This window comes from Tardiphaga sp. 215_C5_N2_1 (assembly GCF_052076055.1).
Lineage (GTDB): Bacteria > Pseudomonadota > Alphaproteobacteria > Rhizobiales > Xanthobacteraceae > Tardiphaga > Tardiphaga robiniae.
Window position 1 is genome coordinate 3,700,054 of record NZ_CP197240.1, and the last position, 19,863, is coordinate 3,719,916.

At 61.0% G+C, this 19,863-nt stretch carries 21 protein-coding genes; 10 read left to right on the forward strand and 11 right to left on the reverse strand.

The window, feature by feature from the left end; genetic code table 11:
- Window positions 1–63: 63 nt before the first annotated feature.
- From AB7828_RS17605 to AB7828_RS17655, 11 genes are all read right to left on the reverse strand, one after another.
- Window positions 64–975, reverse strand: a complete 912-nt coding sequence (locus tag AB7828_RS17605; protein WP_441230753.1) for a flagellin — start codon at window positions 973–975, stop codon at window positions 64–66.
- Window positions 976–989: 14 nt separating this feature from the next.
- Complete coding sequence (gene flgK / locus AB7828_RS17610) at window positions 990–2,759, reverse strand: flagellar hook-associated protein FlgK (protein ID WP_441230754.1); 1,770 nt, start codon at window positions 2,757–2,759, stop codon at window positions 990–992.
- 27 nt (window positions 2,760–2,786) lie between these two features.
- Window positions 2,787–3,245, reverse strand: a complete 459-nt coding sequence (locus tag AB7828_RS17615) for a flagellar protein FlgN (RefSeq protein WP_441230755.1) — start codon at window positions 3,243–3,245, stop codon at window positions 2,787–2,789.
- A gap of 4 nt (window positions 3,246–3,249) precedes the next feature.
- Window positions 3,250–3,534: a hypothetical protein gene (locus tag AB7828_RS17620; RefSeq protein WP_439065555.1), complete on the reverse strand. Its 285-nt coding sequence runs from the start codon at window positions 3,532–3,534 to the stop codon at window positions 3,250–3,252.
- A complete protein-coding gene (flgE, locus tag AB7828_RS17625; RefSeq protein WP_441230756.1) occupies window positions 3,531–4,799 on the reverse strand; it encodes a flagellar hook protein FlgE in 1,269 nt (422 codons plus the stop codon). The genes AB7828_RS17620 and flgE overlap by 4 nt, the downstream gene beginning before the upstream one ends.
- Before the next feature lie 21 nt (window positions 4,800–4,820).
- Window positions 4,821–5,483 carry a flagellar hook assembly protein FlgD gene (locus AB7828_RS17630; RefSeq protein ID WP_441230757.1) on the reverse strand — a complete coding sequence of 221 codons (663 nt, stop codon included), beginning with the start codon at window positions 5,481–5,483 and terminating at the stop codon, window positions 4,821–4,823.
- Between the two features lie 346 nt (window positions 5,484–5,829).
- Complete coding sequence (locus AB7828_RS17635) at window positions 5,830–6,096, reverse strand: hypothetical protein (protein ID WP_439065552.1); 267 nt, start codon at window positions 6,094–6,096, stop codon at window positions 5,830–5,832.
- Between the two features lie 193 nt (window positions 6,097–6,289).
- Window positions 6,290–6,685 carry a flagellar export chaperone FliS gene (locus tag AB7828_RS17640; protein WP_120287833.1) on the reverse strand — a complete coding sequence of 132 codons (396 nt, stop codon included), beginning with the start codon at window positions 6,683–6,685 and terminating at the stop codon, window positions 6,290–6,292.
- A gap of 2 nt (window positions 6,686–6,687) precedes the next feature.
- Window positions 6,688–8,373 (reverse strand): flagellar filament capping protein FliD, encoded by a 1,686-nt coding sequence (gene fliD / locus AB7828_RS17645; RefSeq protein ID WP_441230758.1) that lies wholly within the window; start codon window positions 8,371–8,373, stop codon window positions 6,688–6,690.
- 62 nt (window positions 8,374–8,435) lie between these two features.
- A complete protein-coding gene (locus AB7828_RS17650; protein ID WP_089266590.1) occupies window positions 8,436–9,260 on the reverse strand; it encodes a flagellin in 825 nt (274 codons plus the stop codon).
- 136 nt (window positions 9,261–9,396) lie between these two features.
- The gene (locus AB7828_RS17655; protein ID WP_231078494.1) at window positions 9,397–10,059 is read right to left on the reverse strand and encodes an RNA polymerase sigma factor; all 663 of its coding nucleotides are present in this window, start codon (window positions 10,057–10,059) and stop codon (window positions 9,397–9,399) included.
- A 648-nt stretch (window positions 10,060–10,707) separates the two neighbouring features.
- Here AB7828_RS17655 and AB7828_RS17660 point away from each other — a divergent pair.
- From AB7828_RS17660 to AB7828_RS17705, 10 genes are all read left to right on the forward strand, one after another.
- Entirely contained in the window at window positions 10,708–12,111 is a 1,404-nt protein-coding gene (locus tag AB7828_RS17660; RefSeq protein WP_441230759.1) for a hypothetical protein, read from the forward strand.
- Window positions 12,112–12,579: 468 nt separating this feature from the next.
- A complete protein-coding gene (locus AB7828_RS17665) occupies window positions 12,580–13,200 on the forward strand; it encodes a GntR family transcriptional regulator (protein WP_439062523.1) in 621 nt (206 codons plus the stop codon).
- A gap of 199 nt (window positions 13,201–13,399) precedes the next feature.
- A complete protein-coding gene (locus tag AB7828_RS17670; protein ID WP_439062522.1) occupies window positions 13,400–13,909 on the forward strand; it encodes an ureidoglycolate lyase in 510 nt (169 codons plus the stop codon).
- A gap of 11 nt (window positions 13,910–13,920) precedes the next feature.
- On the forward strand, window positions 13,921–14,832 hold the full coding sequence (locus AB7828_RS17675; protein ID WP_231077837.1) for an allantoinase PuuE: 912 nt from the start codon (window positions 13,921–13,923) through the stop codon (window positions 14,830–14,832).
- A gap of 34 nt (window positions 14,833–14,866) precedes the next feature.
- A complete protein-coding gene (locus tag AB7828_RS17680; protein ID WP_231077838.1) occupies window positions 14,867–15,730 on the forward strand; it encodes a substrate-binding periplasmic protein in 864 nt (287 codons plus the stop codon).
- 75 nt (window positions 15,731–15,805) lie between these two features.
- Window positions 15,806–16,477 carry an amino acid ABC transporter permease gene (locus tag AB7828_RS17685; RefSeq protein ID WP_441230760.1) on the forward strand — a complete coding sequence of 224 codons (672 nt, stop codon included), beginning with the start codon at window positions 15,806–15,808 and terminating at the stop codon, window positions 16,475–16,477.
- A 9-nt stretch (window positions 16,478–16,486) separates the two neighbouring features.
- On the forward strand, window positions 16,487–17,158 hold the full coding sequence (locus tag AB7828_RS17690; RefSeq protein WP_231077840.1) for an amino acid ABC transporter permease: 672 nt from the start codon (window positions 16,487–16,489) through the stop codon (window positions 17,156–17,158).
- Between the two features lies 1 nt (window position 17,159).
- The gene (locus AB7828_RS17695; RefSeq protein ID WP_441230761.1) at window positions 17,160–18,143 is read left to right on the forward strand and encodes an NAD-dependent epimerase/dehydratase family protein; all 984 of its coding nucleotides are present in this window, start codon (window positions 17,160–17,162) and stop codon (window positions 18,141–18,143) included.
- Window positions 18,140–18,916, forward strand: a complete 777-nt coding sequence (locus AB7828_RS17700; protein ID WP_441230762.1) for an SDR family NAD(P)-dependent oxidoreductase — start codon at window positions 18,140–18,142, stop codon at window positions 18,914–18,916. Before AB7828_RS17695 ends, AB7828_RS17700 begins: the two co-directional genes overlap by 4 nt.
- Window positions 18,913–19,698, forward strand: coding sequence for an amino acid ABC transporter ATP-binding protein (locus tag AB7828_RS17705; RefSeq protein WP_199712029.1), 786 nt, complete (start codon window positions 18,913–18,915; stop codon window positions 19,696–19,698). Before AB7828_RS17700 ends, AB7828_RS17705 begins: the two co-directional genes overlap by 4 nt.
- Window positions 19,699–19,863 lie beyond the last annotated feature (165 nt).

The window sequence follows — 19,863 nt, forward strand, 5'->3', positions numbered from 1 at the left end:
GCATGTTCCGGATTGCATAACGCACAAGGCTCGCTGTCGAAGTCGCACGCGCTCGCGTCCAAATCATCGCAGATAGCTCGCCAGGTTCAGGCTCTGAACCTTGGCAATCGCGGCGTAGGATGCCGTAAGCTGTGCCTGATAAGTCGATAGTTTGGCGGTGACCGCTGCAACGTCGACACTGGTGAGATCGCTACCGAGCGTCTGGGCATAGGATTGATACTCGGTCTGATAGGCGCTGGCCCGCTCGATCGAGGCAGATGCATTGGATATTCGCGTCTGCACCACGCCAAGCTTGTCGATGGAATCGACCGCCAGGTCGAGCGCCTCATTGAGCGAGTCGGTCGAGAGCGGTGAATTGCTGGCCGCCAGATTCATCGCCCGCATGATCTGCTCGAACGCCGTATTGTCCGCGGTGACACCGTAGGACACCGTCTGGCTATCGGAAACACGCACCGTCGCGAGCTGGCTGTTCCCCTGATAGTAGCTGGTGTCGGTGGTCGATGGAGACGATGCAGCGGCATAGACCGAGCTTGAGAGATTCACCGGCGCGTTCTTGGTGGAAGAACCGCCGAACAGGTAGCCGCCATTGTATTGCGTGTTGAGTAGTGACGCCATCTGCTCCAGCATGTTCTTGGCGCTCTCCGTGACGCTGGCCGCATCCGCGCTCGAAGCGCTCGATGCACCCGTCAGCAGAGTGCGGAACTGTGTCACCAGATCAGACACCGAATTGACGGCCGAGTACATCACCTGGATCTTGCTGTTGGTCTGCGTGGCGGCATCGATATAGGACTGCGCCCGGGTCACCGAGACCTGAAGATTGAGCACCTGCTGCGCCGATGACCCCAACCCGCCAAAATCCGACGAGATCAGCCCCGAAGCCTCCTGGATCTGCTGATTGGCCATGGTGCTTTGCGTGCGCAAAGCGGATGCGATCATCTGGTCGTTAATCGCAAAGGTGGCAACGCGCATCTGCATCAAGTCGGTTCCCGTCAGCTCGCGCTCTGCACGGCGGTCAGCAGCGATGAGAACATCTCGTTGATGACCTGCATGAGCTGGGACGCGGCCGTATACTGATTCTGCAATGTGCTGATCTTCGCGGTTTCTTCGTCGAGATTGACGCCCGACTGCGACGCCAGCGCATTGGTAAATGACGATTGTGCCGTCGACTTGGATGTATAGGTCGTGGCCGCGAGCGTCGCCTTCGACGCGACATTGGCGATGACCGTGGCCGCGTAATCCGCAAACGAACCAGTCGATGACCCGAGCCCACCAGACGCGCCAAAGGTACGGGAATCCGTGAGTGCCGCGTAGATCGCATCGACCACGTCGGTCGCGCCGGCGGTGAGCACCTTGGTGCCCGTCATCAGCGTTGCCGATGCATCGAGAGTCGAGACGGCGAACAAACCTGAATTGGCCAGGATGTCGCTGCGCACGGCGATGTTGGATGCCCCGGTTCCGGTAACGAGGTCATTGAGGCCGAGATAGTCGGACAGGCCGATTCCGCTGCTGCCGACGGCGCTTGTCATCTCATTGATGGCGACCCCGTTGCTGCTGCTGGAGCTGGCAATCACTACCTTCCCGCTGCCATTGATCGATGCGCTCAGGCCGGAAATGCCATTGATGGCCGAGACCAGGTCGCCCACCGTCGCATAAGTCGACAGATCGAGATCGGCATAGGACACCAGACTTCCCGACTGGTCGGCAACGGCAATGCGGACCGTGCCGGTCGCATCCAGCGCAGTCGCCGCCGTGACCGTCGTGGTGCCGGTCAGCGTCGTTGGCGGCGGCAACGACGTGCCCTGGTTGCTCGCGGCATTCAGGCTGTCTGCCAACGTATTGGCAAGCTGGTCGAGCTGCGACTGCGCTGCGGGCAAGACGCTATCGCGCAGGCTGAACAGCGAGCCGATTTCACCAGATGTGATCTGCGCACTGACATCGACGCCGTTGACCGAAATGCCGCTGAGCCCGCTGGACGAACCGGCCGAGTAGCTGGCATTGGCCGTAACGGATGATGCCGCCGTGAAGCTGAGCAGATGCGCGCTGCTGTCCACGAGCGCCTGGCCTGACGCAGTATAAACCTGCATGTCCCCCGTCGATGAGATGAAATAGCTGACATTCATCTTCGACGCGACGGTCTGCAGCGCGACATTACGCTGATCCTCGAGATCACCCGTCGATTGCCCCGCAGCCGCTGCCTGCTTGATCTGGGCATTTAGACCGGCGATGGCCTGCAGGCTGGCATTGACTTGATCGACATCGGAGGAAATCGCAGCATCGGCAGTGCCGCGCAGTTGCTGAATTCCAGACGACGTCTCGCGCAGTTGCGACGCGAGGTCGTCAAGCGCACTCACGACATTGGCTTGCAGCGAGGCACTGCTGGTGGTGCCGGCGAGCGACGAGATGGCGGATTCGAGCGATGCCAGCGTGTTCGCGATCGAAGTTCCGGTGTCTTCTGCACTGGTCGTGCTGCCATACAGTGCCTGCAGCCGGTTGAGATAGTCGTTGTTGGTGTTGGCTGCGCCGACTTCCGAGGTTGCGGAGATCAGGGACTTGAACAGCAATTTGTCGACGCTGCTGGTGATCCCGGTGATCGACACGCCGGTCCCGGCGCCGCCACTGGTGGTCGCGACCTGATTGGCGGTCTTGACCGTGTAGCCGGTGGTGTCAGCATTCGAAATATTCGACGAGGCGACGCTGATCTGGACCTGACTGGCCATCAGGCTACTGACGGCGATGCTGCGGGCTATCTCCAGCGACACGATGGCGACCTCATATTATGGCTTGGTTTAGATTCGCACGTTGCGTGCGTAGGATGCCGACTGCGCACTGATGCGACCATTGGCGCCGTAGGGCGCGCTGTCGGATATCTGCTCCCGAATCGCGGCCATCACGGCGTCGATGCGGCGCTGGCTGGCCTCGATCGCGGCGCGCAGGCGGGTAACATTCTCGTCCATCGCGACGCTGAGCTGTTCGAGCCGGGTGAGTACCCGCCCCTGCAACAGGCGATCGGAAGTGCCAAGCAACATGTTCTTGCGACCTACTTCCTTGACCCAGGCCTCGAACAGCTCCGAAAGCTCCAACTTGATCGCCGTGTGCTGCGACTGCGAGGCCGGCAGCCCCATCGCCAGAGCGATATTCTCTTCGGCGACGACGTCGATCAGGCGTTCGATCAGCTCGACCAGATCCTCGAGGCGGGATCCGTCATCGGCGCTCGCGGGCTGCAGCGGCGGGCTTCGGGTCATCATATGGTCACTCCGTGATCGATGGATGGGGCGCGGCTGCCGTGGCGTGCCGCCCGAGCGAGGCTATCCGGGAATATGCCGTCGCCGCTTTGCTACGCGCGCCGGCGATGTTGAGTTTCTGCGCCAACGCGTCACGGCGCTGCTGCAAAGTGGTACGCAGCGTCCTGAGATCGCCTTGCAGCGCCAGGATCATGCGCCGATCGCCACGATCGATCCGCTGCGCGGCGGCCAGCAACCGGTCAAGTCGCCGCATTAGCGCGTCATCGTCTGCCTCGGCCACCATCGCGGTCATCTCATGCTCGAGATCAGGGTATCGAACATCTTGTTGACGGCGGTGATCACCTGCGACGCGGCCGAATAGGCCTGCTGCGCGGAGATCATGCTGCTGAACTGCTCGTTGGTATCGGTGGTGCTGGATTCCAGCTCACTGCCAAAAATGGTGCCGGCGCCGTTGGTGCCGGATTCCTGCAACGCAGCCGTTCCCGATTCTGCCGTTGCCGAATACAGCCCGTTGCTCTGGGCTTCCAACTGATCGGCAGCGGCAAATGTCGCCACCGGGATCTTGTAGATCGCAATGGTCTGACCGTTCGAGTAGGTGGCATTGACGATGCCGTTTTCGCCAACCGAGATGTTGCTCAGTTTACCGAATGCGAGACCGTCGGACTCGATGCGGGTGATGTTCACAGCAGGAGTAGATAGGCCGGAGGCATATTGCGTCAGCCCATCGGTGCCGCCTACGGTGCCGAGGTTGAGCGTAATGTTGCTGTCCGCCGCCCCTGTGGTCCAACCAGTGATCGCCAGCGTTGCCGGACTGGGATTGGTGCTGGCCAGCGAACCGTCGGTATTGAAAGAAACCGACACGGTGCTGGTCGGGGTTGCCGCGGTTGTCGTCGTCGAATCCGACGACAATGTCGGCTGGCCGAAGCTCGCACTCCAGGTATTGTCCGCAGTCTTAGCCCAGGTGACCTGGATCGAGCTCGACGTTCCCAGCGAATCGTAGACCGACATCGACGTGGTGAACGTATCGCCGACCGCGGCGTCCGCCGGCAAATTGGCCGAGAAGGTGGTGGTCGCCGTCGCGCTGCCGCTGGTCTGCGCCACACTCGTATCGATTGTCGTGAGATTTCCGCTGCTGGCGCTGCCAATCACATTGCCGGCCGCATCGGTGCGCCAACCCAGAAGAAAGGCACCGTTATTGACGAGATAGCCGTCGGAATCCGTCGTAAACCCGCCGTTGCGCGTGTAGAGCGTCGAGCCGCCGGTCAGCGACGTCGTTACCGGAAAGAAGCCGTTGCCCTGGATCGCGATATTGGTAGAGGTCGATGTTGTCGTCAGCAGGCCCTGCGTCGTGATATTGGACTTCGAGAGCGTCGTCACGCCGCCGGACGAATAGGCCGATGCGCTGGACGAACCCGTCACCAGCGACTCGAACGATGCCGAGTTTGTCTTGTAGCCGACCGTCGATGAGTTTGCGATATTGTCGGAAATCATCGCCAGAGCCGAGCTCTGGGCGTTAAGAGCGGAGATGGCTGAAGACAGCGCGCCGGATAGACTCATAATCAGTACTCCAAAGTAAACTCAGGAAGTGACGCCGATGACGTTGCTGGTGCTCACGGACGTGCTCCCGATATTGAGCATCGGGGTGCCGGACGAGTTGTCGATCGAGGTCACCTTTCCGGTGACGGTCGTGTAGCCGTAGACAGACTGACCAGTGCTATCGGTGGCCGAGACGTTGAGCGTGTACTGGCCGCCGTCGGTCAGCTGGGTGCCGTCCGTCGCCGTGCCGTCCCAGGTGAAGCTGTTGGTGCCCGAGGTCGTGGTTCCACTGCCGGTCCACACCGTGTTGCCGGATGAATCCTTGACGCTCAGCGTGACATCGGAGGCGGCGGACTCGAGCGAATAGCCAAACGAGATCTGGCCATCTTTCAGCGTGCCGGTGTCGGTTTTCGCGGTAACAGTCTGGCCGATATAGTTCGACGAATTCAGTGCGAGCAGGCTGTTGAGCGACGACACCAGCGTGCCCATATTGCTGTTCAGCGTCTGCTGCTGATCGAAATTGGCGTAGGACGTGAGCTGATTGATGAAGTCGGTCGAATTGGTTGGGTCGAGCGGATTCTGGTTCTGCAACTCGGTCACCAGCAGGTTCAGAAATTGCTGCGACGTAATGGCAGAGGTCACCGACGAAGACGACGCCGTCGAGGCTGTCGTGGTCGTGGTTGACGTCGTTGCAGCTACAGTCATGGCGCGCTCCGGCGATATCCGCGCGCGCAGCGCTGCGGAATTGCGTCAGTGAGAAGAGTGCTCGTGAAGTCCGTTCCTTATTGAAACGGGTGGTCTCGGCCGTTCAGGCAAAGATTCTTTGCAGGCCGCTCCTGCCCGCGAGCCATCGCGCCCCGTTACAAGAAAGCGCTGTGCCGCGGGGGTTTTCTGAAATTTTTTGGCGCGAGCTATTGGCGCTCAGGCGCGGCAAAAATTGCCCGCTGGGACGGCCGAGGGAGGTTTTGTAGAAGGCCGAAACGGGAGGCAGTCGCGCACGGGATTGTCCGCGGCACTGGCGGGATTAGAGCGACCGTAACGGAAGCGTCAGCTACTTGCTGTCAGGCTTGCTTGCCGGCTTCGCGGGAACCACATCGGATTGCCGGGCCTTCTGCATGATCCGGTCTACCAGGCCATCCGGCGCGCGCACGACGCCCGACGGCAGGGCACGGCGCAGCAATTGCGCCTCGGCCATCGCCGCACGCGCCTGTTCCGACGTCCGCAGCAGTGCGAGCGCGGCGTCCCGCCGGTTATCTGGCCAGGTTGACACGTCTTCACCGTGCCGACCCAACAGGTCTTCAAACTCGGGAATGTCCATTCTGGAAACTCGCCCGGCACGCACCTGATCGTACGCTGCATGTCAGCCCTCGCTCGGACTGGCACGCCAGCGTCCTAAGGCAGACCGGGCCGCGAGGCAATGCTGCCCCGACTTTTCAACCACAAAAAGACATCGAACGATCCTAAACTCTGCAGGTGCAATGAATTCACCGTGCCCGCCGGTGTCGATCTGATCAGGCGGGCTTCGCGGCACTCCGGGCGACGACAATCCAGGCGTCACGAAGCTCGGTCAGGCTCGCAATGATCCGGCCATAGCACTGCGCCGCGTTCGGCTGCCCGAACGACCGCAGGCAGGCCATGATCAGCGTATGATAAGTGGTGTGCAGGCCCTCCGCGACCTCGCCTCCGCGATCGAAATTCAGGTTATGGCTCAGCCCGCGCAGGATGGCAGTCGCCCGGATCATCAGATCGTGGCTCTCCTCGAATTTCTTCTCCTCGGACGCCGTCACCGATTTCTGCAATGCCGTAATCGCCCCATCGATCATCATGACCACCGCCCGCAACGGCGGCACCGCGACCGCCGCCTGTCGATAGGCCTGGGCAGCCTGAAAATTCGCTTGATGCTGCATGACTAATCACTCGACGCGTTGAGAAGGGCGGACAGATAATCCAGGGTGGAATTGGCCGACGAGATCGCCGACTGATATTTGGCGTATTGGGTGGTCAGCATTGTACGATAGATCGCGGCGCGCTCGTTGATGTCGTCGATCTGCTGCTGCATCCGGTCGTCCTGAGACTTCAAATTGGTGATCAGGTCCTGCAGTGAACCGCTGGTCTTATTCGATGCGGCACTCGCGATCGCGTTGATCTGCGCCGCAATCCCGATGGTCGACGTGATGGTCACCGATGCCGATGACGTACTGCTGTAGCTGAAGGCCATGCCGGAATAGATCGTGCCGGCCTTTCCGATGATCGTCCGGCCGGACACGGTAAACAGCGAACTGTCTCCCCCCACCGAGACCGACAATGCACCGGAGCTATCGACCGCAATATCCATCACGAAGGACGATGGCGGGGATGAACTTGTATTGACAACCGCGAGCGCCGCCGACGAACTCGTGGTCTTGGTGGCGAGGAGCGCGATGACACCGTCAATATTGTCGGCCAGGGTTGTGGCGAGCGTGCTCGTATCGAGCACAAGATCGTTCGTGTCCGAGAACGACAGGCCGAGATCGCTCATCGACAGATCGCCCACGATGGAGTTCAGGACCTGTTCCATCTGCGTCGTGACGCTACGCATGGTGCCGTCGCCGAACAGCACCGCACTCGTGTCTGCGGTTCCACTCGACGACAGCGTCTGCTGCGTGGTTACGTAGTCGCGCACAGCGTTGTAGGACGTGACGAATTGCTGCAATGCAGTCTGGATCGAACTTGTATCGACATCGATGCTGATCTTGACTGTCGATCCCGATGGCGTGCTTTGCAGCAGACTAAAGGAGACGCCGCTCAGTACGTCAGTGATGTTATTGGTGTCGCGCGTCAGCGTAATGCCGTCGACGCTGAAAATTGCGGGTTGCGATTCCTGCAGCACGTCGGTGAACGCGCCAGAACTATCTGTCACGCCCAGAGTCGTGAGCACATCGTCGCCCGACACCACACTGGTGGTGATATCCGCATTATCCTTGGTTCCAGACAGGATCATCTCGTACTGATTGCTCGAGATCTGGATGATCGAGGCCTGGACGTTCGTCGTGGACGTCTGTGCATTGATCGTATCGACGAGATCCTCCAGCGTCATCCCGCTGGTGACCGAGATATCGGCACTGGTGCCGCCATCCAGGCCGATCGAGAAAGTGCCGGTCAGACCGAGATCCGCGCTCTTGTCGGCGACGGCGGTGCCGATCACCTTGTGGGCTGTGGCGATCTGGGTCACCGTGAGCGTGTGATCGCCAGTCGCCGCGCCGTTGCTGATGGCCATCGAGACGGCAGAACTGGCGCTGACGTCGCCAGTGGATGTAATGGTCGCCGATCGCGCTCCATAGGCACTCGACGACAGTGAATTGACGATCGACTTGGACAGCGAAGTCGTGTCGGTCGTCAGCGTCGTAAGCAGCGTCTGCAACTGCTGATAGGCCGAGATCTTGGCCTCATTCGCGGTGACGCTGGTCTGGATCGTGGTCGCGGCTGCCGTCTTGGTGGCAACCTGCGCCTCGATCAAGGCGTCCCAATCGACGCTGGTTGTCGTCTTCGTGCCTGAGGTGGTCGTCGCCAAGGCCGCAGTTGCCGCTGCGGAAGTCGAGCTCGTCACCGTCGCCATGCCACCTTACTTTCCTGCACGAGGGTGCGGGCCAGCGTTGCCGCTGGCCCGCGTTTTGCGGCTTAGCCGAGTAGCTTCAGCAGATATTGCGGCATCTGGTTCGCCGACGATTCCGCGGCGACCGCGGCCTGCACCTTGACCTGCGACGACGACAGCTTTGCCTGCTCGGCTGCGATGTCGACGTCGGTGATCGCAGAATTGGCCGCCTGCAGGTTCTGGGACTGCGTCGAGATCGAGCTGGCGCTGAAATTGAAGCGCGATTCCTGCGCACCGATCGTCGCGCGGGCGGCGGAGACCGTATCGATGGCAGTGTCGAGCGCGTCGATGGCTGCAGTAGCGCCGGCCTGCGTGCTGACATCGAGCGTATCGACACCCAACGTGGCAGAGGTGAGATCGTCGAGTTTCACGGTGATCGTATCGGCCGACGTCGAGCCGACCAGAACGGACGCACCCGCGGCGAATGCGCTGGTACCATCCAGCAGGCTCTGCCCGCTATAGCGCGTGCCGGTCGCGATACTGTCAATCTGATCGCTCAATGCGGTAAATTCCGAATTGAGATAGGCGCGACTACTGTCGGTCACCGTCGCCGAGGAGGACTGCGATGCCAGCGACTTCATACGCGAGAGAATGTCGCTGATGTTCGAGGCGCCGCCATCCGCTGTCTGCAGGATAGAGGTCGCCTGTGAGGCGTTGGTTGCGGCCTGCTGCAGCGTGGTGACGTCGGATGAAATGCGCGTCGAAATCGCGAGACCGGCGGCATCGTCGGATGCCTGGGTGATCTTCGAGCCGCTCGACAGCTTTGAGAGTGAGCTCGACATCTGCGACGAGTTGATATTCAGGTAACGGACTGCAGAATTGGCCGCGGTGTTGGTTGAAATAACGGGCATTAAATTGCTCCTTGAATGTGGCCGCGGATGCGGACCGATCGGGGACCTCTGGACGCAGGCCAGCCCCCGTCCATTCGCTAAACGGAATGGCCCTCACAATTCAGGCGCGGTTTATTTCGAGACCGGATATTTATGGTTAGCAATCGCTTAACGAGTGCAGGATGTCCGGCTCGTGGCGGCGCAAGATTTCGCGCAGCTGCTGCCGCCCGCGCTTGAGCAGCGACTCGACCGCGGACACAGTCGTGTTCATGACTTCGGCGATGTCGCCATTGCACATGTTTTCATGGTAGGACAGGATCACTGCGACACGTTGCTGCTCAGGCAGACGTTGCATCGCCGTCTCCAGCAATTTCGCCACCTCATCGCGCTGCATCGTGCTGAACGCATCGGGCTTGATGTCGGCTGGCTCCGGCACGGCATCGACATTGTCGGTACGTGGCCGACGATGCAGGTCGATGCAGCGATTGGTGACAACGCGGTAGAGCCACGTCGAGAATTTTGCGCGGCCGTGCTCCCATTGCCCGCGATGCGTCCAGACCTTCAGCATCGTGTCCTGCACCACATCCTCGGCATCGGCGCGACTGCCGAGAAGCCGAAGCGCAACGCCAAACGCACGATCGATATGACGCTCGACAAGACATCTGAATGCCATCTCGTCATTTGCGGCTAATCTGTCCAGCAGCTCTTCGTCACTATCGCCCGCGGGCTCGCACGCGTCGAGCATCAGAGAATCCTCCGCAGCTTCAAGCTGCACCGGCATTGTTTCGACAGCGTCTGCAATCTGGAGCGCGTACGTCATGCCCTTCTCCCATTTCTCCGCCGACAAACGGTCGTTCTGGTCGACCTCTCACTCTTGAACGGGTGACGCGCGACGATCAGGCGATGAATTTTGCTTATTTTACAAATACTTGATGGGAAAAAGCTGCCTAGAACTAGGCAGAAATTTCTACACTGGCTGTTACGGCCACGTCGGGCCTGATGGGAACGACTCATCAAAGCATCTCGAGAAATCGCATCGACTGCGGCGAGTGATGCAAAGAATTCTTACGCACACAACGACAACACCTGCAGCGATACGACATCACTCAGCAATCGAAGACCGATGCTGGCTACTTTGCAGCGATAGATCCGGCAGTGGGCAACGTCACACCTTCACTGGGAAATTCTTGCCGAATCGCAATTTGAAAATAGCGGACTGCGTCGTCGGAAAAAGAAAAAACGCTTGCATGCGGCGCTCATCTGCGGCGCATCGCGATCTTTTTTGTTTCAGAACATTGACCGCGTGCATCCAACGTGCACGCGCAATGAAGATACACACAGTAGAAACAAACCGCACCGAGCTGAAACATATAGAAGCATATTGTGCCGACGCATCGCAGAGATATCCGCCTGACGACGTCGACTCGTTCGTATCAGTCAAAGCATTCAAACGAACGAGACAGCGGCGATGAACGATAGCTTGGACGATATCCTCCGGCAGCATGCGCGCGCCCCGCGACTGGGCGCGCTTCAACGTGCACGCTTACGTCAGGTAACGAGCCGGTGCCATGGCATTGTCGACTGGGATGGCGTCAGTGCCGTATCCCAGCCTGGCGCTGCGGTCATTGTGTTCGAAGCGACGCATGCTGTGCGCGTTCAGGCGCTGATCGAATCCCTGCACGAGAATGCAATCGTCATTTTGCTCGTTGGTGAGAACCCAGCCTTCGACGGCCTGAAGTCGAAACTACACGCATACGGGTCACTTGGCGCCGAGGGCGCGGATGCACCGCATCAGGTGTGGTGGGGCGGCGTCAAACCGCTCGCGGTGCCAACCGGATTATATCGAAAGCAGGATACGCTTTTCCTCTCGTCATTCGAGAGCTCAGCCACTCGGGCCGAGGATGTCGGCCTTACCGTAGATCTGAAGCGGCTGGGCCTCGGTCACATCGTAACGCGGTTATCACCGGACACCGGCAATGCCCGGCAAGGCATGTCGAAAGTCGATTTCATCATCGAGCAGTGGAGCCAGGCATGCCGCCCGGTGTTCTGGATCGACGCTCAGGCGCGGCTCGCCAATCTTCCGCTGCTTCCGCACGCGCTGGGCTGTGACTTCGCAGTCAACCGTCGCCCGAATGGCGTGATGAATACTGGCGCGCTGTTCTTCCATCAGACCGAGCGCGCCGAAGCGCTGCTCGACATCTGGCGGCGCCTCACCTGCAGCCACCCCAATCTGCCGGAATCCTTCCTGCTGGATCAGGCATGGGCGCTCACAAATGCGCAGCGGGAGATCGAAACCGCCTGGCTGCCGGACACCTACTGGCAAAAAGATGATGTGAGGCCGCGCGTCGACGGCACGATCCTCGCTCATGCCTGTAACAATGATGATCATCCATTGGAAAAATTCGCTGAACAAATGCAGTTGGGGCGCAGGTTCGAACGCCATCAAGCTCCGGAAGCTCACCTCGTCATGAAAGGTGCCGCCGGCGGTCGCGGGCTGATCACAGTCGTGATCAGGGACATCCTTGCAGGTAGCACGACGGACATCGCCGAGTCGGTGGAAGCAGCAGCAGCAGCGTTTGCCGCCGACAACGGCGGGTTTTCGCAGATGGAGATTGTGCTCTGCGGCTGGGACGACGAAGTCAGGTCCGTTCTCCAGATCGAGGACTACGCGTGGACACTGATGACCGACGTATCGGAACGTCTGCGGCCGAACTGCTTCAGCTCGCTCAAGCGCCGACGCGCCAGGCATGATTTGCATGCGCCAGAATCAAGCCTGTCATCGGATTCATTCCCGATTGGTCTCGCGCTGGATAGCGACCATCAGCCAGATTCGGGCCTTCCTGACCGAACAAGGCGCTGCCGTACGAACTAGCTCGCGCGCCTTGCGCGCCTCACTATCTGAGATTCTGAAGAACCGAGAGGAGGAGATATCGCCGCGTATGCGCAACCTGATCGTCGGGCTCCATGAGGACAGGCTAATGACGAGCACTTCGTCGCGTGCCACCGGATCAACGAGATCGCCCCTCCGGATTTTGCATCCTTGTGAGACATCGCAGCAGCAGCAGTCGGACGTCGCTTTGCGCCAGAAGCGGTCATGTGGAGATCCAAAGACAGCGGAATTTCGCGAAGTCTTGCATAAAAGGTGACACCAATTGAGAATGGATGGCTCATCCAGAGCTTCGGCTCGGCCAGCGGCGAGAACGTACCGTACGTCTACCGATATGGCGGCATTTCTATCCAATCGTCGAAAGCAACGTCCGTGCCCTCTGTCAACAAAGCAAAGAAATCAACCAGCAAACGCCCGGCAAGAACCAATGGCAGCATAACAGACGCAACCTATTTGAAGCTGCACAACCTGATCGAGTCGCGACAGCTGCAGCCCGGCGAGGTGATTGAAGAGCGCCGGCTTGCACTGCGGCTGAAAGTCTCGCGGACACCGCTGCGGGCTGGCATCAGCCGGTTGCTGGGTGAAGGCAGGCTCGAGCAATTGTCCAACGGCACTGTGGTGGTTCGCACAATCGAGATGGCGGAATTGCTCGAATTGGTCCATCTCCGCATGGTGCTGGAGAGCGAAGCGACGTTCATTGCGGCGACCCGCATCGCGCTGGATATCCTTGCACCGATCAGGGCTGCGCTGGAGAAGATCATTGCTGCGTCGACAGTGTCCGGGACGGTTCACTGGACCCTCGACGATGAAATTCATGACCAGATCGCGCGGCATTGCGGCAATCGCTCGCTTGAGAAGCTGATTGGAGAAATCCGGCAGAAGATCCGGATGTGCAATGTAGAGCGCCAGCCTGGCCGGCTGCTGCCCGCCACCCGCGAGCATCTGGCGATTATCGATGCCATCATCGATCGTGATGCCGCCGCAGCCCGTCAGGCGATGATCCTGCATCTCACTAATGTGCGGCAGGGATTGCTCGAACGGTTCGGGATCTTCCTGCCCGAGCCTCACGGCTAGGTCGAGATCAGGCAGAATCCCTGCGGGTGCATGTCCGAAAATTCTGCAGCTGCCCGCAATTTTGTCGGACTCCGTCCAAATTTGACGCAGCTTCCCGGGCTTCGCAGCTTGACTGAAATCAGCATGGGCGGTTCACTGGTATACCAGTGGAATATCAGACCGCTTCGCAGCAGACCGACCAACCAGATGTCCCGCCTGAATGACGCCAAACCACATTGCTTCCCACACCGTCGCGGCCGAATCGCTGTCCCCAGCAGCCTTTGCCGCCTTCGGCGATGTAGCCGAGCGACCGATCGACGTGCGCCGGCGCTATCTTCCGACATCGGACGATCGCACCGAGGACGCCGCCACCTTTTCCTTCTGGATCAGCAGCGCCGCCAGGCTCGGCAGTCTGCCCCTGCCAATCACGACGCTGGAGCGTCATCCGTTCTCCGCCCAGACCTTCATCCCGCTCGGCAGCAGCCAATACCTGGCGATCGTGTGCGATGCCGGCCCGGATGGCCTGCCTGATGTGGCCACCCTGCGGTGCTTCATCGCCGGAGCGCATCAAAGCATCACCTTCGCCCGGAATGTCTGGCATCATCCCATGACCGTTCTCGGCGCGGCCATGGAATTCGCTGTCGCCATGGGCATGACCGGCCGGCAGGACGACGACGTGTTCGTCGATATCGCTGGCGACGTTCGCGCCGTGATGCCGCAGAGCGCATAGGGATCGCAACGATGCCGCATGATGATCACCTCACCCGCGACTTCGTCGGCTACGGCCGCACCCCCCCGCATCCGCAATGGCCGGGCGCAGCAAGAATCGCACTCAACTTCTGCATCAACTACGAAGAAGGCTCCGAGCCGTCGTTCGCCGATGGCGACGGCGTCACCGAAGCAGCCCTGACCGAAGGTGGCGGTGGCGGCTTCGAGGGCCGCGACCTCGCCGCCGAGTCGATGTTCGAATATGGCAGCCGCATAGGCTTCTGGCGCGTGCTGCGCCTTCTGTCCGAGCGCGGCATGATCGCCACCGTCATGGGCTGCGCGCTGGCGTTGGAACGCAACAACGAGGCCTGCGCCGCCATTCAGGAATATGGCTACGACGTCTGCGCCCATGGCTGGCGCTGGGAGCGGCATCCGTTGCTGTCCGAGGCCGACGAACGCGAGCGCATACGCAAGACCGTCGAGAGCCTCACGCGCACCACCGGCGAGCGTCCGCTCGGCTGGTATTGTCGCTATGGGCCGAGCGTGAACACGCGGCGCCTCGTGGTCGAGGAAGGCGGTTTCCTCTACGACTCCGACGCCTATAACGACGAATTGCCGTACTGGACACGTGTGCTCGGCAAGCCGCATCTCGTGGTGCCTTACGGCCTTGCCAACAACGACGCAAAGTTCAGCCGCGGCGCGATGGCAACGGCGGATGATTTCTTCGTCTATCTGCGCGACGCCTTCGACATGCTCTACGCGGAAGGCGCCACCGCGCCGAAGATGATGTCGGTCGGACTGCACACCCGCCTGATCGGCCATCCCGGCCGCGCCGCCGGCCTGCAGCGCTTCCTCGATCACGTCGCCAAGCACGACAACACCTGGGTCTGCCGGCGCGGCGACATCGCCCGTCACTGGCAGGCCACTCATCCCCCCACGCCCTGATCTCCACCACATCCGCACCCGAAAGGACGTTCCCATGAAACTGAAACCCACGCATTGGATGTTCGCGCTGATGCTGTCGACTGCGGCATTCGCCGGCGGCGCCAGCGCGCAGGAAGCCGATCATCCCTCCGACAAACCGATGGTGGTCGCGTCCGACTTCGGCGTCGCGCCATGGATGGTGCGCGGCCCCAACGGCCCCGAGGGTTTCGGTGCGGACCTGATCAACGAGATCGGTAAAGATCTCGGCCGCCCGAAGGTCGAGATCGTCGACATCAATTTCTCCGGCCTATTCGCGGCGCTGTTCGCCAAGCGCGCCGAATTCCTCGTCAACCCGCTCAACCTCACTGCCGAACGCTCCGAGCGCATGCTCTATACCGAGCCGCTATTCTCCACCGGCAACGGCTTCATCGTCCGCGCCGCCGACGAGATGAAGGGCTTCGAGGATCTCAAGGGCAAGGCCGTCGCCGTCAACCGCGGCACCATCTCGGATACCTGGGCCACCACCAATGCCGAGAAATACGGCTTCGAAGTGCAGCGCTACGATGTATTCCCCGACACGGTACAGGCCGTGCTGACGCGCCGCGCCTTCACAGCGCTAAATGAGATCCCGACGACCGTCTATGCCGCCAGCCAGAACAAGGCGATCAAGGTCGGTTTCAAGGACTTCAACGGGCGAAACTTCGCCTATGCATTCCGCCTGGAAGATACTGAGTATCGCAACAAGGTCGAGGCAGTCATCGAATGCATGAAGTTGGACGGCCGCCTGCGCAAGCTGCACGAGAAATGGTATGGCGCAACGCCCGATGCCGGCTCGGCCATCGACACTGTGTATTTCGGCTATGGTCCTCCCGGCTTCAAGGGTTTCGAGCCCACCTCGCACGTTCCGGCGTGCAAGTAGCACGCTTGCTCTGACAAGATAGCTGCGAACACCGGACCGGCCCGAGCCGGTCCGACCGCGGTTGATGGACACCCGATGGAGCGGATAGTCGAATACTACTTCAATACAGAAGTCATCGCGGGCGCCTTCCCCCAGGTGCTCGCGGGCTTTCGCACGACGGTCATCGTATCGCTTTTGATTATTTTCTGCGGCACGCTGTTCGGCCTGTTGCTGGCACTGCTGCGCTGCGCCAACCTGCGTCCCGTCAATTTCATCATCACCGCTTATGTCGACGTGCTGCGCACGCTGCCGCAGCTGGTCGTGATCGTCTTCATCTATTTTGGCCTGCCTTATCTGGGCCCGACGCTGTCCCCCTTCGCAACCACTGTGCTGGCGCTCGGCATGGTGCTGTCGGCCTTTTCCACCGAGATCTTCTGGTCCGCGATCATGGCACTGCCGCGCGGGCAATGGGATGCCGCGAGCGCGCTCGGCTTCAGCCGGCTACGGACGCTGATCACGATCATCCTGCCGCAGGCCGTTCGCCTCGCGATTCCGCTTCTGACCAACCGCGCCATCTCCATCAGCAAGGGTACTGCGCTCGGCACCGCCGTATCGCTCCCGGAAACGCTAGGACAGGCGCAGAGCGTGATGGCGCTGGTCGCCAATCCCTCACCGCTGACGCTGGCCGCGGCGTTCTACCTCACCTTCTTCCTGCCGCTGGTGATCGCCAGCCGGTGGATCGAATATCGTACCAGCACGGGGCGTTGAGCGGATCGCATGCAGGATTTCCTGGACAATTTCGCCAACTGGGAGTCGCTATTGCGGGTCTATCCGCTGCTGCTGCAGGGGCTGCTCTATACAGTCTGGCTCGCGGTGGTGGCGCTGCCGCTCGGCATTCTCGCCGGCCTCGCCATCGCCGTGCTGTACAGCTTCAAGAACCGCTGGGTGAATATCGCGCTGCTGATTTATATCGACCTGTTCAGATCGTTTCCCGTGGTGGTACTGCTGATCCTGATCTTCTACGGCATGCCGTTTCTCGGCCTGACGCTCGGCAGCTTCACCGCGGCGGTGCTGGCCATCGTTCTCAACAATTCCGGCTACTATGGCGAGATCTTCCGCGCCGGCATCCTGTCCGTGCCCCACGGCCAGACCGAGGCTGCCCGGGCGCTCGGTTTCAAGCCGCTGCATGTGGTGTTCTCCATCGTGCTGCCGCAGGCGATCCGCAACGTGCTGGCGCCGCTCGCCAGCAATTCGCTGGAACTCGTCAAGGCGACACCAATTGCCGCCTTGGTCGCGCTGCCTGAACTGCTGCGCTCAGCCCGCGTCGCCCAGGAGCAGACCTACAACCCGACGCCGCTGATGGCCGCCGCCGTGATCTTCTTCGTCATCCTGTATCCGTTCGCGCGCTGGGTGGCGCGGCTGGAGCGGCAAGCACTGAAAGCCCGCTGACATGGCCACACTGATCACCGGCGGCAGCGGTTTCATCGGGCTCGCGCTCGCCGAACGCCTGATCGCCGACGGCGAGACCGTTATCTTGTTCGACCTCTCAGCCCCCGGCCACGACATGCTGATGCGCGCCGAGCTTGCCGGCGCTACGCTGGTCACCGGCGATGTCACAAGCGCCGACGACGTCGACCGCGCGTTGAACACGGCCGGCATCGACCGCGTGATCCACACCGCCGCGATGACGCCGAATGCCCAGCGCGAGCATGACGCTGCGCGCCAGATCGTCGACGTCAATATCGGCGGCACCGTCAATCTGCTCGAACGCGTAACATTGCGGGCCGCCATCAAGCGCGTCACCGTGCTCAGTTCGGTCGCAGTGTACGGCTTCTCGCAACCGGCCGCGTCGGGCCTGTTCGAGGAGGATTTGTCGCCGCCGGCGCCAGCCGCGCTCTACGGCATCACAAAGCTTGCATCGGAACAGGCGGCGCTGCGGATCGCCGACCTCCACAAGCTCGATGTGCGCGTGATTCGGCTCGGGCCGGTCTTTGGCCCATGGGAGTTGCAGACCGGTGTCCGCGATGCGCTGAGCCCGCATTATCAGGTGCTCCGTATGGCCTTCGACGGCCGTGAAGCGATTCTCCCGCGCAGCATGGCCGGCGATTGGATCTATTCCCGTGACGCTGCCCTCGGCGTCGCGAGGGTGAGCGCCTCCGACGCGCTGAAGCACCACACCTATCACGTCAGCGGCGGTGTGCTGTCCGATCTGCCACAATGGTGCGAGATCATAGCGACGCACATGCCCGGATTCCGCTGGCGGATGGCGGAGATCGAGGCGGAGGGCAACGTGATCTACGGCCTGCCGAAGGACCGTGCGCCGCTGAACATTGCGCGACTGGCCGCGGATGCCGGCTTCACGCCTCAGTATCATCTGGAAGATGCGGCGCGCGACTATCTCGGCTGGTTGCCGCAGGCAGGAGAACCCGCTTGAGCAAACGTCTGGCTGGAAAGTCGGTTCTGATCACCGGCGCCTCCTCGGGCATCGGCCGCGCCATCGCCCGCCGGTTTGCTGCCGAGGGCGCGAAGCTCATGCTCGCGGATCTCACCATGGACGTGCGCGAAGGCGGCACTCCGACATTGGAGCTGCTGCGTGCAGACGGTTATGAGGTCGATTTCATCCAGATCGACGTCGCCTCGGAGGACGACACCGTCCGCGCCGTCCAACAGACCGTTGCGCGCTACGGCCGCCTCGACGTGCTCGTCAACGACGCCGCCATCGGCACCGGCAAGCGTCTGACCGACACCAGCCTCGCCGAATGGGACAGGACGCTGGCGGTCAATCTCACTGGCGTATTCCTGATGTCGCGCGCCGCCGTCAACCAGATGCTGACGCAGGATATTCGCAATGAGACCCGCGGCCGCCTCGTCAACATCTCCTCGCAACACGGCATGATCGCCTGCCCGGAAGACATCGCCTATGGCACCTCCAAATCCGGGGTCGTCTACATGACGCGGCAGATCGCGGCGGACTACGCGAAGGATCACATCATCTGCAATGCAGTCGCGCCCGGCAAGATCGTCACCGGCAAACCAGGCCGCGCCGCGGAGCCGCGCTGGATGGACTACTCCACCAGCCGCACGCCGATGCCGCGGCTGGGCCGTCCCGACGACGTCGCCAATGCAGCGCTATTTCTGGCCTCAGACGAGGCAACTTTCATGACGGGCGAAAACATTCTCGTCGATGGCGGCTGGATGGCGTCATGAGTAACGTTTCGGAGAGCACCATGGAGCAAGCGCCTGCGGATACATCCGCGCCGATCATCCAGATGTCCGGCGTCACCAAATGGTATGGCGACGTCCAGGTGCTCAAGGGCATCGACTTCACGGTGGCGCGCGGCGAGCGCGTCGTGATCTGCGGGCCTTCGGGGTCCGGCAAGTCGACCATGATCCGTTGCATTAACCGGTTGGAAGAACATCGCGACGGCCGCATCATGGTCAATGGCGTCGAGCTGGATCACTCGACGCGCAATGTCGACGTGGTCCGCCGCGATGTCGGCATGGTATTCCAGCAGTTCAACCTGTTTCCGCATCTGACCGTGCTGCAGAACCTCACCATCGCGCCACGCAAGATCCGCGGCGCAACGAGGCAGGAAGCCGACGAGGTCGCGCGCTATTTTCTTGAGCGCGTACGGATCTCCGAACAGGCCGATAAATATCCGAGCCAGCTCTCCGGCGGCCAGCAGCAGCGCGTCGCCATCGCGCGTGCGCTGTGCATGAAACCGCAGATCATGCTATTCGACGAGCCTACCTCCGCGCTTGATCCGGAAATGATCCAGGAGGTACTCGACGTCATGGTCGGCCTCGCCCGCGAAGGGATGACCATGGTCTGCGTCACCCACGAGATGGGCTTCGCACGCACGGTCGCCGACCGCGTGGTGTTCATGGACGCCGGCCGGATCATCGAAGAAGGCCCGCCGGCCGGTTTTTTTTCGGATCCGAAACAGGATCGAACCCGTGCATTCCTCAAACAAATTATGCATCGATGACCGAAGCGTCCGCTTTGCGCCAGAATCCGTCACTAAAGCGCTCTAGCCAGCATAAGTATCCAGTTGATATCGCGCCAGCAATCAACGGCCGCTTCTCTCCTTGAGCAACATGCTAACCGCGCTGTCGAAAAGCATTTTTGGTGCGATTAGTCCTGCCGACATCGC